Source organism: Vibrio japonicus (genome assembly GCF_024582835.1).
Taxonomy (GTDB): Bacteria; Pseudomonadota; Gammaproteobacteria; order Enterobacterales; family Vibrionaceae; genus Vibrio; species Vibrio japonicus.
The window spans coordinates 620,178-635,465 of sequence record NZ_CP102096.1; the positions used below are offsets into that span (position 1 = coordinate 620,178).

Annotated in this window: 13 protein-coding genes; 7 read left to right on the forward strand and 6 right to left on the reverse strand. The window is 45.8% G+C overall.

Features of this window, described 5'->3' with window-relative positions; all coding sequences use genetic code 11:
* Positions 1–63 precede the first annotated feature (63 nt).
* The 5 genes from NP165_RS02950 (at position 64) to NP165_RS02970 (ending at position 5,780) form a co-directional block, all read left to right on the forward strand.
* Complete coding sequence (locus tag NP165_RS02950) at positions 64–1,326, forward strand: NupC/NupG family nucleoside CNT transporter (RefSeq protein ID WP_257084852.1); 1,263 nt, start codon at positions 64–66, stop codon at positions 1,324–1,326.
* Between the two features lie 429 nt (positions 1,327–1,755).
* Positions 1,756–1,926, forward strand: coding sequence for a XapX domain-containing protein (locus NP165_RS02955; RefSeq protein WP_257084853.1), 171 nt, complete (start codon positions 1,756–1,758; stop codon positions 1,924–1,926).
* A gap of 243 nt (positions 1,927–2,169) precedes the next feature.
* On the forward strand, positions 2,170–2,946 hold the full coding sequence (gene deoC, locus NP165_RS02960) for a deoxyribose-phosphate aldolase (RefSeq protein WP_257084854.1): 777 nt from the start codon (positions 2,170–2,172) through the stop codon (positions 2,944–2,946).
* A gap of 224 nt (positions 2,947–3,170) precedes the next feature.
* Positions 3,171–4,499 (forward strand): thymidine phosphorylase, encoded by a 1,329-nt coding sequence (gene deoA, locus NP165_RS02965; RefSeq protein ID WP_257084855.1) that lies wholly within the window; start codon positions 3,171–3,173, stop codon positions 4,497–4,499.
* Positions 4,500–4,559: 60 nt separating this feature from the next.
* A complete protein-coding gene (locus tag NP165_RS02970) occupies positions 4,560–5,780 on the forward strand; it encodes a phosphopentomutase (protein ID WP_257084856.1) in 1,221 nt (406 codons plus the stop codon).
* 135 nt (positions 5,781–5,915) lie between these two features.
* Here NP165_RS02970 and NP165_RS02975 read toward each other — a convergent pair whose 3' ends face one another.
* The gene (locus tag NP165_RS02975) at positions 5,916–6,521 is read right to left on the reverse strand and encodes a YtjB family periplasmic protein (RefSeq protein ID WP_257084857.1); all 606 of its coding nucleotides are present in this window, start codon (positions 6,519–6,521) and stop codon (positions 5,916–5,918) included.
* A 101-nt stretch (positions 6,522–6,622) separates the two neighbouring features.
* On the opposite strand from NP165_RS02975, the gene serB reads away from it, so the two are divergent.
* Positions 6,623–7,603: a phosphoserine phosphatase gene (gene serB / locus NP165_RS02980; RefSeq protein WP_257084858.1), complete on the forward strand. Its 981-nt coding sequence runs from the start codon at positions 6,623–6,625 to the stop codon at positions 7,601–7,603.
* Between the two features lie 46 nt (positions 7,604–7,649).
* Here the strand turns inward: serB and NP165_RS02985 are convergent, their stop codons facing one another.
* Positions 7,650–9,995 (reverse strand): PilZ domain-containing protein, encoded by a 2,346-nt coding sequence (locus NP165_RS02985; RefSeq protein ID WP_257084859.1) that lies wholly within the window; start codon positions 9,993–9,995, stop codon positions 7,650–7,652.
* A 246-nt stretch (positions 9,996–10,241) separates the two neighbouring features.
* Here NP165_RS02985 and radA point away from each other — a divergent pair, with 246 nt between their 5' ends.
* The gene (radA, locus tag NP165_RS02990; protein WP_257084860.1) at positions 10,242–11,621 is read left to right on the forward strand and encodes a DNA repair protein RadA; all 1,380 of its coding nucleotides are present in this window, start codon (positions 10,242–10,244) and stop codon (positions 11,619–11,621) included.
* A gap of 51 nt (positions 11,622–11,672) precedes the next feature.
* Here radA and csdA read toward each other — a convergent pair whose 3' ends face one another.
* From csdA to NP165_RS03010, 4 genes are all read right to left on the reverse strand, one after another.
* Positions 11,673–12,884 carry a cysteine desulfurase CsdA gene (gene csdA / locus NP165_RS02995; RefSeq protein WP_257084861.1) on the reverse strand — a complete coding sequence of 404 codons (1,212 nt, stop codon included), beginning with the start codon at positions 12,882–12,884 and terminating at the stop codon, positions 11,673–11,675.
* On the reverse strand, positions 12,884–13,483 hold the full coding sequence (locus NP165_RS03000) for a DJ-1 family glyoxalase III (RefSeq protein WP_257084862.1): 600 nt from the start codon (positions 13,481–13,483) through the stop codon (positions 12,884–12,886). The genes csdA and NP165_RS03000 overlap by 1 nt, the downstream gene beginning before the upstream one ends.
* A complete protein-coding gene (gene panE, locus NP165_RS03005) occupies positions 13,480–14,370 on the reverse strand; it encodes a 2-dehydropantoate 2-reductase (RefSeq protein WP_257084863.1) in 891 nt (296 codons plus the stop codon). The genes NP165_RS03000 and panE overlap by 4 nt, the downstream gene beginning before the upstream one ends.
* Before the next feature lie 108 nt (positions 14,371–14,478).
* Positions 14,479–15,255, reverse strand: coding sequence for an outer membrane protein OmpK (locus NP165_RS03010; RefSeq protein ID WP_257084864.1), 777 nt, complete (start codon positions 15,253–15,255; stop codon positions 14,479–14,481).
* Positions 15,256–15,288 lie beyond the last annotated feature (33 nt).

Below are 15,288 nucleotides of genomic sequence, written 5' to 3' on the forward strand. Positions count from 1 at the left end.
GGTTGCTTTTTTAGCTCCATTTTGTATCACGCCAATAATTAACATATAAGGAAGTCATAAACTATGAGCCTGTTTATGAGCCTAGTCGGTATGGCAGTATTGCTAGGTATAGCATTACTACTGTCTGATAACCGCAAAGCTATCAATCTAAGAACTGTGGGTGGCGCTTTTGCTATCCAATTTATCATCGGTGGTTTCGTTCTTTACGTACCATGGGGTCGTGACTTACTAGCGGGTTTCTCTGCTGGTGTACAAAACGTTATCGACTACGGTAAAGACGGTACGGGTTTCCTATTCGGTAGCCTAGTTAACTTCTCAGTTGACGGTATCGGCTTTATCTTTGCGTTCCAAGTACTTCCAACGCTAATCTTCTTCTCTGCGCTTATCTCTGTACTTTACTATGTTGGTGTAATGCAGTGGGTTATCAAGATTCTTGGTGGTGGTCTACAAAAAGCGCTGGGTACTTCACGTGCCGAGTCAATGTCTGCAGCGGCTAACATTTTCGTAGGTCAAACAGAAGCACCTCTCGTGGTTCGTCCGTTTGTTCCTAGAATGACTCAGTCTGAGCTATTTGCAGTTATGTGTGGTGGTCTAGCGTCTGTTGCTGGTGGTGTACTGGCTGGCTACGCGTCAATGGGTGTACCACTAGAATACTTAGTTGCGGCATCATTCATGGCAGCTCCAGGTGGTCTACTGTTCGCGAAAATCATCAAGCCTGAAACAGACACGCCAGATGAAGATCTAGGCAAAGACATCGACGGTGGTGACGACAAGCCTGCTAACGTGATCGACGCAGCTGCGGGCGGTGCATCAGTTGGTCTACAACTGGCTCTAAACGTTGGTGCAATGCTATTGGCATTCGTTGGTCTAATCGCACTTATCAACGGTATCCTAGGTGGTCTTGGTGGCTGGTTCGGTATGCCTGAGCTAACTCTAGAGCTCCTACTAGGTTACCTATTCTCTCCTCTAGCATTCCTAATCGGTGTGCCATGGGAAGAAGCAACATTCGCGGGTTCATTCATCGGTCAGAAACTGGTTGTAAACGAATTCGTCGCTTACCTAAACTTCGTACCTTACGTTGGTGATGCTGCACAAGTGGTTCCAGCAACAGGTGCAGTAATGTCTGAGAAGACTCAAGCAATCATCGCATTCGCTCTATGTGGTTTCGCAAACCTTTCTTCTATCGCGATCCTACTAGGTGGTCTAGGTGGTCTAGCGCCAAACCGTCGTCACGATATCGCTCGTATGGGTGTTAAAGCGGTGGCAGCGGGTACGCTATCTAACCTAATGGCGGCGACAATCGCTGGCTTCTTCTTATCTTTCTAATTAAGTAAGAGAAAGATTATATAGACGCCATTTTACAAAGCCCCGTAGTCACATGTTGTGTGCTACGGGGCTTTTTCGTTTTCTGTATATTTAGCGCGATAGCTGCGTTAACATCGGTTTCTCACCCCAGTCACTTAGCGAACTAAGCTCCCGGGGATTCGAATCCTTGTTGCCTTGCTCTCACACTAACTATTTTGAAAACGGAGAGAACTTGGCTTTGATTTAGTTAAGTTCTCAAACAGTGTTTGTACTCGGTTCAGACAACCAAGCACATAACGTTTGTGCACATAACGTTTGCAGTAGGATATGCCAGTGCAGACGTGGATAAGCCCCTTTTTTGAGATACAAACCGTTTGCGTTCTATGAGCAACTACAGTTCTGCGACAAATATCTATAATGTATATATCTATAGAAAGTAGGGTAAAACTCATGAATGAAGTTATCCTCGCATTGCTCGCAGGTTTTATTGTTGGAGTCCTGTTTTCTGCTATCAAGTTACCAATACCAGCTCCGCCAGTTTTGTCAGGTGTCATGGGTGTCGTAGGGGTTTACTTAGGTGGCATTGCTTATCAATGGATTATTGAGAAGTTTTTCAGCTAACGCGAATGGATACATGGAGTATGATGAGTGTTGGCAGTGGGGAATTCCCCATACGTTAGACACCGCAATCGCAGATTGTTGTGCCATAGACCAAACTGGTACTGTGCGGTGACAAGGATAGCAATTGGTATATGTTTCGCTGTATATACCGAGTCTTCAAGGAACCAAGTCCGTTCATAAATGAATGCAGCCTTCAACTAGAATTAAGGCTGTAACTTTTTTGAATATTGATCGGAGATAGAAATGAGCGATTTAAAAGCAGCAGCACTACGTGCACTTAAGCTAATGGACCTAACAACGCTGAATGATGATGACACTGACGCGAAGGTTATTTCTTTATGTCATGATGCAAAATCAGCGGTAGGTAACACAGCTGCAATTTGTATTTACCCTCGCTTTATTCCTATTGCTAAGAAGACACTTCGCGAGCAAGGTACACCGGAAGTTCGTATTGCAACTGTAACTAACTTCCCACATGGTAACGACGACATTGAAATTGCAGTTGCAGAAACAAAAGCCGCTGTGGCTTACGGTGCAGACGAAGTAGACGTCGTTTTCCCATACCGCGCTCTAATGGCTGGTGATGAGAAAGTTGGCTTTGAGCTTGTTAAGCAATGTAAAGAAGCTTGTGGTGACATTCTTCTGAAAGTGATCATCGAAACGGGTGAACTGAAAGAAGAAGCTTTGATCAAGAAAGCGTCTCAAATCTGTATCGAAGCAGGTGCAGATTTCATTAAAACATCGACAGGTAAAGTGCCTGTAAACGCAACACCAGAATATGCGCGTATGATGCTTGAAGTGATTCGCGATATGGGTGTGGCTGAAACGGTTGGCTTTAAGCCAGCAGGTGGTGTACGCACGGCAGAAGATGCTGCGGCTTACCTAGCAATGGCTGACGAAATCTTAGGTGATGATTGGGTTGATGCTCGTCACTACCGCTTTGGTGCGTCAAGCCTACTGACTAACCTATTAAATACTTTAGAAGTGACAGACGAAACTGCTGATCCAGCAGCTTACTAGTTTTCTCGTCATATTTGACGCCGCAGCGTTGTTGACTGCGTAAGTTCATCCTAATCACATAGAACCTCTATGCTCATAGGAATGAACTTACTTGTCGCCTAGCTACAACGGCAAATATTTAGAGAACTGATAAAAACAAAGTCTGTTTGGTGGAGCGGTGTTTTACCGTTCCACGTTACCTCTTTACCTTATAACCATCGCTACCTTTAGCGTGGGAGGCTCTAATGTATTTACCACAAGAAATCATCCGTAAAAAACGCGACGGTGAAGTTCTTACCACCGACGAAATCAATTTCTTTATCCAAGGTGTTGCGAATAATACCGTGTCTGAAGGTCAGATTGCCGCATTTGCAATGACCATCTTTTTTAATGAAATGACGATGCCAGAACGTATTGCGCTGACCTGTGCTATGCGTGATTCAGGCATGGTAATTGATTGGAGCCACAAAAACTTTGGCGGTCCAATTGTTGATAAACACTCAACGGGTGGTGTTGGTGATGTCACGTCATTGATGCTAGGCCCTATGGTAGCGGCATGTGGCGGTTTTGTACCTATGATCTCTGGTCGTGGTTTGGGTCATACCGGCGGTACGCTCGATAAGCTGGAATCTATTCCTGGCTACAACATCACACCTACCAATGAAGTGTTTGGTGATGTGACCAAAGAAGCGGGTGTCGCGATTATTGGTCAAACGGGTGATTTGGCACCAGCTGACAAACGTGTGTACGCGACACGTGATATCACTGCAACGGTAGACAATATCTCACTCATTACCGCATCGATTCTTTCTAAGAAACTGGCAGCGGGTCTTGAATCTCTTGTGATGGACGTAAAAGTCGGTTCCGGTGCATTTATGCCAACTTACGAAGCGTCTGAAGAACTGGCGAAGTCTATCGTAGCGGTAGCCAACGGTGCGGGTACTAAGACAACCGCTATCCTGACGGATATGAACCAGGTGCTTGCTTCGTCAGCAGGTAATGCGGTCGAAGTACGTGAAGCGGTACGTTTCTTAACGGGTGAATACCGTAACCCTCGTCTACTTGAGGTGACATTAGCGTCGTGTGCTGAAATGCTGGTGCTGGGTAAATTGGCAGACAACACAGAAGACGCGCGTGCGAAACTGATGGACGTGCTGGACAACGGCAAAGCAGCAGAGTGCTTTGGCAAGATGGTGGCAGGCCTTGGCGGCCCGGCAGACTTTGTTGAAAACTACGACAACTACCTTGAGAAGGCAGAAATCATTAAGCCAGTTTTCGCGGAGCAAAGCGGCGTAGTTTCGGCGATGGATACCCGTGCTATCGGCATGGCGGTTGTTGCGATGGGCGGTGGACGCCGTGTTGCGACTGACAAGATCGACTACGCGGTGGGTTTCGACGGTTTCATCCGTTTAGGCGAAGAAGCAACGAGCGAAAAACCGCTGGCGATTATTCACGCGCGCAGTGAAGAGCAATGGCAAGAAGCGGCAGATGCACTGAAAAAAGCAATCACGATTGGTGGTGAGTACACACCAACCCCAGTGGTCTACCGCCAAATTCGCGCAGAAGATATTTAATTAGTTATAAATTAGGGCCTGCTACACCTATGATTACCGAGTGGGCCGAAGGAACAAGCAATGAAAAGAGCATTTATTTTAGTACTAGACTCATTCGGTATTGGTGCAACAGCAGACGCCGATAAATTTGGTGATGTTGGTTCAGACACACTAGGGCACATCGCAGAGCAATGTGCAAACGGCTTAGCAGATAACGCGGATCGCAGCGGCGCACTTAAGTTACCTAACTTATCTAAACTTGGCTTGGCGATGGCTCACAAAGAGTCGACGGGTCAGTTTGCGCCTGGTTTAGACGCAGATGTAGAAATCATCGGTGCTTACGGTCACGCAGCGGAGCTGTCTTCGGGTAAAGACACGCCTTCTGGCCACTGGGAAATTGCTGGCGTGCCAGTATTGTTCGATTGGGGTTACTTCACCGACAAAGCCAACAGCTTCCCTAAAGAGCTGACTGACCGCATCCTAGAGCGTGCAGGCCTTGACGGTTTCTTAGGTAACTGCCATGCATCAGGTACTCAAGTACTGGATGATTTGGGTGAAGAGCACATGAAGACTGGCCTGCCAATTTTCTATACTTCAGCCGATTCAGTATTTCAAATCGCATGTCATGAAGAAACATTCGGTTTAGATCGCCTGCTTGAGCTTTGCCAAATTGCCCGCGAAGAGCTGGAAGATTACAACATTGGTCGTGTTATTGCGCGTCCATTTGTTGGTTCGGGTAAAGGTCAGTTTGAGCGTACCGGTAACCGCCGTGACCTGTCTGTTGAGCCACCGTCAGCAACTGTGCTGCAAAAGCTGGTTGAAGAGAAGCAAGGCGATGTTGTATCTATCGGTAAGATCGCTGACATCTACGCGAACTGCGGTATTACGAAGAAAGTGAAAGCGACAGGCATTCCAGCGCTGTTCGAAGCGACTCTAGAGCAGATCAAAGAAGCGGGCGACAACACCATCGTCTTCACTAACTTTGTCGATTTTGACTCTTCGTACGGCCACCGTCGTGATGTGGCGGGCTATGCCGCTGCATTAGAGTACTTTGATGGCCGAATCAACGAAGTATTAGAGTTGATGGAAGAGGACGACGTGTTGATTCTAACTGCGGATCACGGCTGTGACCCAACATGGCCAGGTACAGACCATACTCGCGAACACATCCCAGTGATTGTTTACGGTAAGAAAGTACCAGCAGGCTCGCTTGGTCTACGCGATACATTCGCTGATATCGGTCAAACCTTGGCAAGCCACTTTGGTATTTCGCCAATGGATTACGGCAAGAATTTTCTATAATTGAGTCTAGTTGATAAAGACTAGAACGCCCTTTGCATTTAAAAGTAAAACGCCTTGGCTACAAACCAAGGCGTTTTCATTCTATTCGGCACAATATAAGAACTTGTTACCACAATATAAGGATTTGTTGCGTAGCTAGCTCATCTCTTTAAGCAGTAGGTTTTCACCTTTTTTCTTTGGCTTTCTACGAATGACGATTGCTAAAAGCAGCCCAGAAATAAAGCTTATCGCCACCATGGTGTACATGTACCGGTCGCTTTTACGATAGTAGTGATCGGAAAATGCCGTCAATTTACCGGTTTCAAACGTAATGCGGACAAAACCAATAACGGCATCATCGTAAATAATAGGTTCGACGAGTTGCTGCTTTCCGATGCGGGCTGTTTCTAGCGGCGTATCCAATCCCAGTGTTTCCCTTACTGTCGTCGCGTTGTCGCTGGATGCCAGTCTTATACCTTCTGCGTCGTAGATCGCGGCATCGTATACCAAATTGTCTTGAGTTAACTGATTGGTTAGCTTAAGTAAGCGTTCTTGATCTTCGGTCGCAATGAAATCGCCAGCAGAAAGAGAGGCCTGCGTCACCAACACCTGAGTGAGGGTTTTCAGCTGGTTCTGCTGGATTTGCTCGTTACCCTTGGTGATTTTGACGCTGTTTACGCCGATTATCGCCACCATGGCTATCAGAGCCAAGATAGCAAGGGCTCTGACCGCGACTCGAAAAGAAAATAGAGAAGAATCCATGTGACCCCAAATAGTAATTATTTAGCAATACGCATATTGAGACTTGCGCTCTTAAATTGCAATAGGTTAACTTGTTGCAAGGTTTTCTAAGGATTATATACATGGAACGGTTAAAAACATTAAAGATTCGACGCCATATTCCACTTCTCAACCGATTATCTGAAGCTCGTCTATCAAACAATTTTGATATCGCTAAGGCGAACTGGATTGTTTATGCCCCTTTTTTATCAGCAGGGCAATTTGAAGATATCGACTTTTTTACCGGATACTACAACGCGGTGGTTGAAGTCTGGAAGGTAGGACAATACGAAGTCGCACTCATGGAAGGAGATTTAACGCCAGAGCATGAAGAGATTCTTCAAGCGCTACAGTTGGATTATGCGAAGTTGCAGGACTTACCTGAATTGACGAAACCGGGTGTCGTTGTCTTTGATATGGACTCTACAGCTATCCAGATTGAGTGTATTGATGAAATCGCCAAACTTGCTGGTGTGGGCGAAGAAGTCGCAGAAGTAACAGAACGTGCAATGTTAGGTGAACTGGATTTCGAACAAAGCTTACGTCAGCGAGTAAGTAAACTCGAAGGAGCGGATGAGTCTATTTTAGCAGAGGTAAGAAACGACCTACCGTTAATGCCGGATTTGCCAGAGCTTATCCAGACATTTAAGCAGTTTGGTTGGAAAACGGCGATTGCTTCAGGTGGTTTTGACTACTTTTCTGATTATTTAAAAGAGCAGCTTGAACTGGATTTTGCTCGCTCGAATCAGCTTGAGATCGTTAAGGGTAAATTGACGGGTAAAGTGTTGGGCGATGTGGTAAACGCTCAGACAAAAGCAGACATTTTGGAAGAACTTGCAGAGCGATACGATATTGAATCTCACAATACCATCGCTGTCGGTGACGGTGCGAATGACTTAACCATGATGGGCGTAGCTGGTTTAGGGATTGCGTATCACGCAAAACCGAAAGTGGAGCAACAAGCTCAAGCTGCTATTCGTTATAGTGGCTTAGGCGGGGTGATGTGTATTCTCTCTGCTGTGCTGGTTAAGCAAAAGCGAGTCAGTTTTTCTCCGCTTCCCTAGTGTAAGCAGATAATTGAATAGGCGAACTGAGTTCGCCTTTCTTATGCTACTTGGTCAGCTCTAATCGAATTAATACTTCTTCGGTGATGTCTGTTAACTCACTGTAGCCCACAATTCCCGTAATCTCTTTCTCTAAATTGCGCGCTTTGTGCAGACTAATTTGTCCAAGCTCTTCTAGGTCTTTTTGCATTAAGGCGGTCATTGCATCGAAAACGGGGGCGCTGGATACTCGTAACGCATAAAACTCACCCATTACTTGAGCCTTCTTAATAAAGGTGATTCGTTCTTTGACGTTACGGAACTCACTACTTAACTTGGATTCCACTGATTGAATACGAGTGCCAAACTTGACGACCATCATGTAAAGCTCTTGAAACTGGGGTTTTGCACCTTCGATTCGCTTCATCGGTTGAGCAAGCAAGGTGTTCGTTCGGCCCTTAAATATGGGCTCCAACGAGTAGCTGTGACCGTCACCGAGTTTGGCGAGTAGCGCGACATGGGCAGCTAAAGGGTAATTGATACCGATGACTTTCGGTCTTAAGTTTGCGCCTTTCTTTTCTATGAAGATAGGAGAGCAAACGATCTTGTCCAACAAAATATCATGCAGCCCTTCAAGGAGCTGATTGCTGGGTAAAAGCTCAGTCTTCGTGATGAACTTATCCAGGTTATGGTTAATCAATCTACCAAAAAACGCACTGGTTCTGAGAGTGTAGCTCTCTTCAATAATGGCAAGCTGAACATCTTTTCCATCTGGACTTACTCGTACCACTTTGTAAGGAACAGCATCCAATAATACTTTCTTATCGTACAGCTGAAGCTCTCTATAGTTGAGTTCGCACGTGTCATCGGCTTTAAGTGAGCTCGGTTCAGATAGACGGATGCTCACACCATGCTTAGACAAATCCAACGTGACTCCAGTGTGAGCTTGGAATGTCTCTGTCGTGAGAACCACGGGCGATGAAAATCGGTATCGCGGTTCTTTGCGACGAGATTTTGCGTCAAAATAGAGGCATGTCGGATTGTACTCTGGGTTACGAGGGTGCTTGAAACCATTCAGCTCACTGCTTGATAACCCTGGTTTGTCAGTCAGTAAATAGTCTTGATGACTGCTATGATCACCAATTTCCTGCAAAATACCACAATGTGTTAGAGAGTTTGGATCTAGATTGAGTTCTGTTGAGTGCTGAGACAGCTCTTGCTTCTCTTCTTTGGAAAGTTCAAATATTGAAAGACGAAACGCTTTCCAGCTGTTACGTTTCGCTCCAATGTGCCAGAATAGTTGTCTAACCTCTCTTTTCGCTTCTGGCATCATCATCGAGAAAAAGTGTTTCTTTCCTTTATGCTCGTGAGTAAAAGAGTAGAGGACATTGTTACTGCCCCTCATCCCCGGTGTAGTGAGGTGAGACATTCTCTGTGGGTTAAACAAGTTGCTTAATGTTTGTTGATTGCGCTCGTCATGCCAATATTGCCAGATGGGTTGGTTATGTTCTGTCATCAGAACCAGTTTGAGTTCATTTCCGCTAAAAAAGACAGGTAGGCAGTTGGTGTGCTTTAAGTAGCTGTGTTCGTATCCGCGAGTACGTGCGCGAATAATTTTATCTTGGTTGTCGTGCTTTGCTCTTTGGTTGTCGGTTTTTAAAAACTGTTCTATAACCGCGGCGAGTGTATCGTCATCCCCTAGCTTTAATAAGCGCAGGAACTTAACAGCATCGGTTTCGTATGACTCGTCAATCCCGACAATTCGATAAGCGATAGGGCCCTGAAGGCCTTCCACATTGCTAGACTTTGCCAACTCGACAAAGCTGACCTCAATCACATCCCCTAATTTATACGTAAATGCTGATGGAACTTTGAATCTTGCGCCAGAAGGCGATAAATCGACTGTAACAGCATGAACGACGTGTCCATCAGGCAGTAAAAATTCGATTTGGGATGAGATTTTAAAACGGTTTTCTTTACGCTTAAGGTCATAACCAAGATTGATCGCTTCGACCTCAAGAGGATTAAACTCATCATTTTGGTAAGAATTAAGAACAATGCCGTTCTTCTTCATGACGCGGAAGTTATTGTGGGTGTTGCAAAGAGCCTCCCAAACGCCTTCGGTATAGCCACCAAATTTACGTGTCTTTTTATGGTAAGCATTAAAAGCAACGTCATCTAGCCAGTGTTTTCTTCCATCGAGTTTGTATTCTCGACACTCGCCCTTTACCCTGCCTCTTAAGTCCACACTTTTTGTGCAAGGTGCCATGATGCGGTTGAGCTCCATCTTAACCAATATTTTTACAGACGGCGCTTCGCCTTTCGTCATTTGGCTAAGTACAACGTCGAAATCGTTAGATTGGTAGGCGGGAATCAGCTTTTCTGCTAAAGAAAGAATTTCTGGCTTTTGCATATCTGTTTCTTTATGTGCTCCATGCTAAATGACGACTCCATATCACATCAACCTGCCTGGAACAGCGTCTAATTTCACAGAACTCTTCGCTGCGAAAGGAATTTGAGACAGGCGCTAAACCATGAAAATTGAAGTTACTGAGTGTATCGACCTTGATATTCAGATCTTTAGTGATATGTTACCGGGAATCAAGCAAAATTAAGCGCTAAGCAATACCCAACTTCACAATTTATAACTTGAGGCAACATGGCAAAAGCGAAAACAGCATATGTGTGTAACGACTGCGGTGCAGACTTTCCTAGATGGCAAGGGCAGTGTAATGCCTGTGGATCGTGGAACACCATCAGTGAAGTTCGACTAGCTGCGTCTCCTGCGGCTGCGCGAAATGAGCGCTTATCTGGCTATGCGGGTAACAGTGGTGAAACAACCGTTCAAACACTGGCTGAGATTGATCTTCAGGAAGTGCCTCGATTTACCAGCGGCTTTAAAGAGTTCGACCGTGTTCTTGGCGGTGGCGTTGTGCCGGGAGCAGCAATACTGATAGGCGGCAACCCGGGAGCCGGTAAATCGACATTGTTACTTCAAACGATGTGTTTACTCGCGTCTAAAATGCCGACGCTGTACGTCACAGGTGAGGAGTCTTTACAACAAGTTGCTATGCGTGCGTCGCGCCTTGGTTTGCCAAAAGATAACCTGAAAATGCTGTCTGAAACCAATGTAGATCGCATTTGCCAAATAGCGGAAAAAGAGCAGCCTAAAATCATGGTGATCGACTCGATTCAGGTGATGCACGTTGCAGATGTTCAATCTTCGCCGGGCAGTGTAGCTCAGGTACGAGAATCCGCGACAGCACTTACCCGTTATGCCAAACAGAATAATGTTGCAGTATTTATCGTAGGGCATGTGACAAAAGACGGCACGCTTGCTGGGCCTAAGGTGCTTGAGCATATCATTGACTGTTCGGTACTTCTTGATGGTGGCGCGGATAGCCGTTTCCGTACATTGCGTAGCCATAAAAACCGTTTTGGTGCGGTGAACGAGTTGGGCGTATTTGCCATGACAGGGCAGGGGCTAAAAGAAGTGAGTAACCCATCGGCAATATTTTTGTCGCGTGGTGAAGAGGAAACATCGGGTAGTTCGGTGATGGTGGTGTGGGAAGGTACGCGTCCATTGCTGGTGGAGATACAGGCGTTGGTTGATTACTCCCAGTTGGCCAACCCACGTCGTGTTGCCGTTGGTTTGGAGCAAAACAGGTTGTCGTTGCTTTTAGCGGTGCTACACAAACACGGTGGTTTGCAAATGGCGGATCAAGATGTGTTTGTTAATGTTGTTGGTGGTGTAAAAGTGACAGAGACCAGTGCTGACCTTGCTTTGGTCATGGCACTGCTTTCAAGTTTTCGTGATAGGCCATTGCCAAAAGATGTGGTGGTATTTGGAGAAGTGGGTTTGGCGGGTGAAATTCGTCCGGTCCCAAGTGGTCAAGAGCGCCTAAATGAGGCGTTTAAACACGGATTTAAAAAGGCGATTGTGCCTGCTGCTAACATGCCCAAAGGAGGCATTCCTGGAATGCAGATCCACGGTGTGAAGAAACTGTCCGAAGCGATAGAAGCCTTTGATGAACTGTAGTGTTCTGATGGAAAAAGAGCGAGCCTAATTGGCTCGCTCACTATTTAAACGCTAAAGCATATCAACCGCTTTCTCGACAGCTTGAATGAAACGCTCCACATCGTCTTTGGTGTTATAGATACCGAAAGACGCTCTCACCGTCCCCTTAACATTTAATGCATCCATTAATGGGTGAGCGCAGTGATGACCGGCTCTCACCGCTACGCCCTGCTGATCGAGTAAGGTGGCAATATCTTGGTGATGCACGCCATCAATAATGAATGAGAGCACAGACGCGTTTCTCTGATAGCCCAGAACTTGCACATCTTCAATCGCAGTGAGTCGAGTATAGGCTTCTTCTACCAATGAATGGATATGCTCTTCAATCTCTTTTTGATCAAAAGAACGATACCAATTAATTGCTGTTTCTAATGCAATGGCTCCAGCTACGTTTGGAGTGCCCGCTTCAAATTTCCCTGGAAGCTCGCTGTAAGTCGTACCCGAAAAAGAGACCTTTTCGACCATTTTCCCACCACCATGCCATGGCGGCATCTCATTGAGCAGTGTGAGTTTGCCATACAGAACGCCAATTCCCGCTGGCGCATACAATTTATGACCTGAAAAGACGTAAAAATCAGCGTCCAATTCACGTACGCTGACAGGCTCATGGACAATCCCTTGCGCACCGTCCACCACGACAATAGCACCCATTTGATGCGCTTTTTCAATCACACTTTCGATTGGTTGACGCGTACCAGTGACATTGGTGATATGAGCAAGGGCAACAATTTTTGTTTTCTCAGACAGCAAATTTTCAAAAGCAGTGAAGTCGAAGCGGCACTCGTGAGTCATAGGGATTTTCACCACTTTTGCCCCCGTCTGCTCCGCGACAATTTGCCACGGGACAATATTTGCGTGATGCTCCATTTCTCCGACCAGAATTTCATCTCCCGGTAGCAATGTGCTGCGAGCGTAAGTCTGCGCAATGAGATTGAGTGCTTCGGTTGCGCCACGAGTCCAAATGATTTCTTTACTCGATTCTGCATCAATAAAGTCTGCGATTGTATCGCGTGCAGATTCAAACTGGCTGGTCGCTTTTGCTGTTAAACTGTGGCTGCCGCGATGAACATTGGCGTTTTGCTGACTGTAGTAGGTAGTGATGGCATCAATGACGCACTGAGGTTTTTGCGTGGTCGCCGCACTGTCTAGATAAACCAAGTGTTGGTCATTGACGCTTTGCTTTAGCGCAGGAAACTGAGCAGTAATGTGTTTGATATCCAGCATTATGCGTCACCAAATTTATGATAATGCAGTGTTGGAAGCGTCACCATCGGTTCTGCAACCGTCCAAGCATACTCTTTACCCGACAGATTAATAATGATCTCCATGGCAAACTCTAGAGCTGTGCCCGGACCTTGGCTGGTCAGAAGGTTATGGTTGATGTCATACGTCACACGTTTTACTCGCCAATTGTTTTCTGGGATATGGTCCTGGAAGCTTGGGTGACAAGTCATCAGTGCATTAGGGTATAGATTGTGATGTGCTAAAACCAATGCCGGTGCCGCGCAAATAGCCGCGACCAATTTCCCTTCATACGCCTGTTGTCGGACAATTTCGATTAAAACGGTACTATCACGAAAGGTTTCTGCACCGACAACACCACCAGGAAGGATAACGGCGTCAAATTCATCATCGGCAATGTCTACTAGTTTACAATGGGCTGTTAACGTGACACCTCGTGATGCTTTCATGGTTAAATTGCCATCAAAATCCGCACTCGCCACGACGGTCTCATAACCAGCACGAACCATCATATCGATAATAGTGACCGCTTCCATTTCTTCTGTACCTGGAGCGATAGGGACCAGTACTTTTTTACTCATGAGGATTTCCAGCTTTGTTCAATTCGTTTTATTTGTTCATAGAGGGCAGCGTTGCTCGGAGCTGCAATGTTATGAGCTTTTGCTCTTTCCAGTAGGTATCCGGTGATGAAGTCTATCTCACTCGTTCGGTGATAAAAAATGTCTTGCTGCATCGAAGAGTGGTTTTTGGCCGTCGCATTAATCACCTTATAAACGGTTTCTTTTAGTGTAGCCAATGACGTGGTTATCCCCTCAGCATTCATTACTTGAGACACTTCATTTATCACACGATCTAATTCTTTGCTGTAGTTGTTAGAATTTAGCTCACCATTGGTTATTTGGTGGATCGCTGTCATGGGATTAATCGCGCAGTTAATGGCGAGTTTATGCCATAGCGCTTCTTGAATGTTCGGGTTCCAACTTACATTAGGTAACGCGTGGTGCAAAACATCTTCTAGAAACTGACACTGCTTTCCTTTCGCGTTGTAACCTCCAAGCTGAGTAGTCCCCAAACCTGTATGCAGAATAAGCGAGTCAGATTGTCGATATACGCCATGTGTTGTGGTTGCGAGTACTAATGGATTACCCGTCAGTATCTTAGAGGTAGGCTCAGCCGTCCCCATTCCATTATGCATAAGTAGGACAATGCACTCTGAATGGAGGTGTTTCAGTAATGGCTGTATTGCTTGAGTGACCTGAGGGGCTTTTACCGTAACCAGCAATAAATCGGCTTGTTCGAGTGCGGGGGTATCATGGTTAGCCAATACGATAGCGCGGCCGTCATCAACTTGGATGGTATGAGTGTGACCGTCGCTTCGAGACCAAAGAGACACAGAATGCCCAGCACAATGAAGTGAGTGTGCCCATAGTGAACCTATTGCTCCTGGGCCGAGTACCACAATGTTCATGCATAATTTGAGTGAGATGGGTTTTCCATGAGGATAAGGTTATCTATTGAGAAAGCAAATAAAAATGGCACCCGAAGGTGCCATTGTAAATCTGTAAAGCGACAACGATTAGAAGTTGTATTGTACGCGGTAGATAACAAGATCTTGGTAATCTTTACGCGCTAGCTTGTTAACTGTGTAGCGGTATAGAACACCAGTTGACCAGTTCTTATCAAAGTTCCAAAGTAGGTTTAAGCTACCGTTTAGACCCCAGTTCTCTGAACCGTTACCGCTTGCAAAATCTGTACTTTGAACATCTGAGTATGCATCGTTACGTGCGAATTCCAGTTCGTTCCACGTTGCGAATGTGAAGTTTTCGCCAGCTAGATCAAAGTTGTAGTAACCTACGTAACCGAACATACCGCCATTATCGCCGCTGATCTCACCATTGTTGATTTGGTGTACGCCGATGAATGGAGTCCATGCCCAACCGTCACCGCTAAGGCCAGTGTAACCCAGACCTAGAACACGGTTTTGCTCATGGAAACCTTTATCAGTATCTGTGTTGTACACCTGAGCGTATAGAGAAACACCAGAGTCTGTTAGGTTGTAGTGAATCGTACCTTTTGTTGATGCGCCACGGTCATCACCAGCACGGTCTACACCTTCGTAGTCGTAGAAACCGTAGATTTGACCCCAGTCAAATCCTGCACCACCTTCGATACCGATAACAAGTTGGTTACGATCATCAATCTCGTTACCAAAGTTATCCGCGTCATTACCGAAACCTTGATCCCATACTTGGTAGTCTGCATACATGCTGCCGAAACCGTAAAGATATTCTGCTTGTGCTGGCACTGCTGAAACTGCTGCAACAGCACCAAGAGCTAAAAGTGATTTACGCATACTGGTACTCTCTATTTGTTCAATGTTTAAATT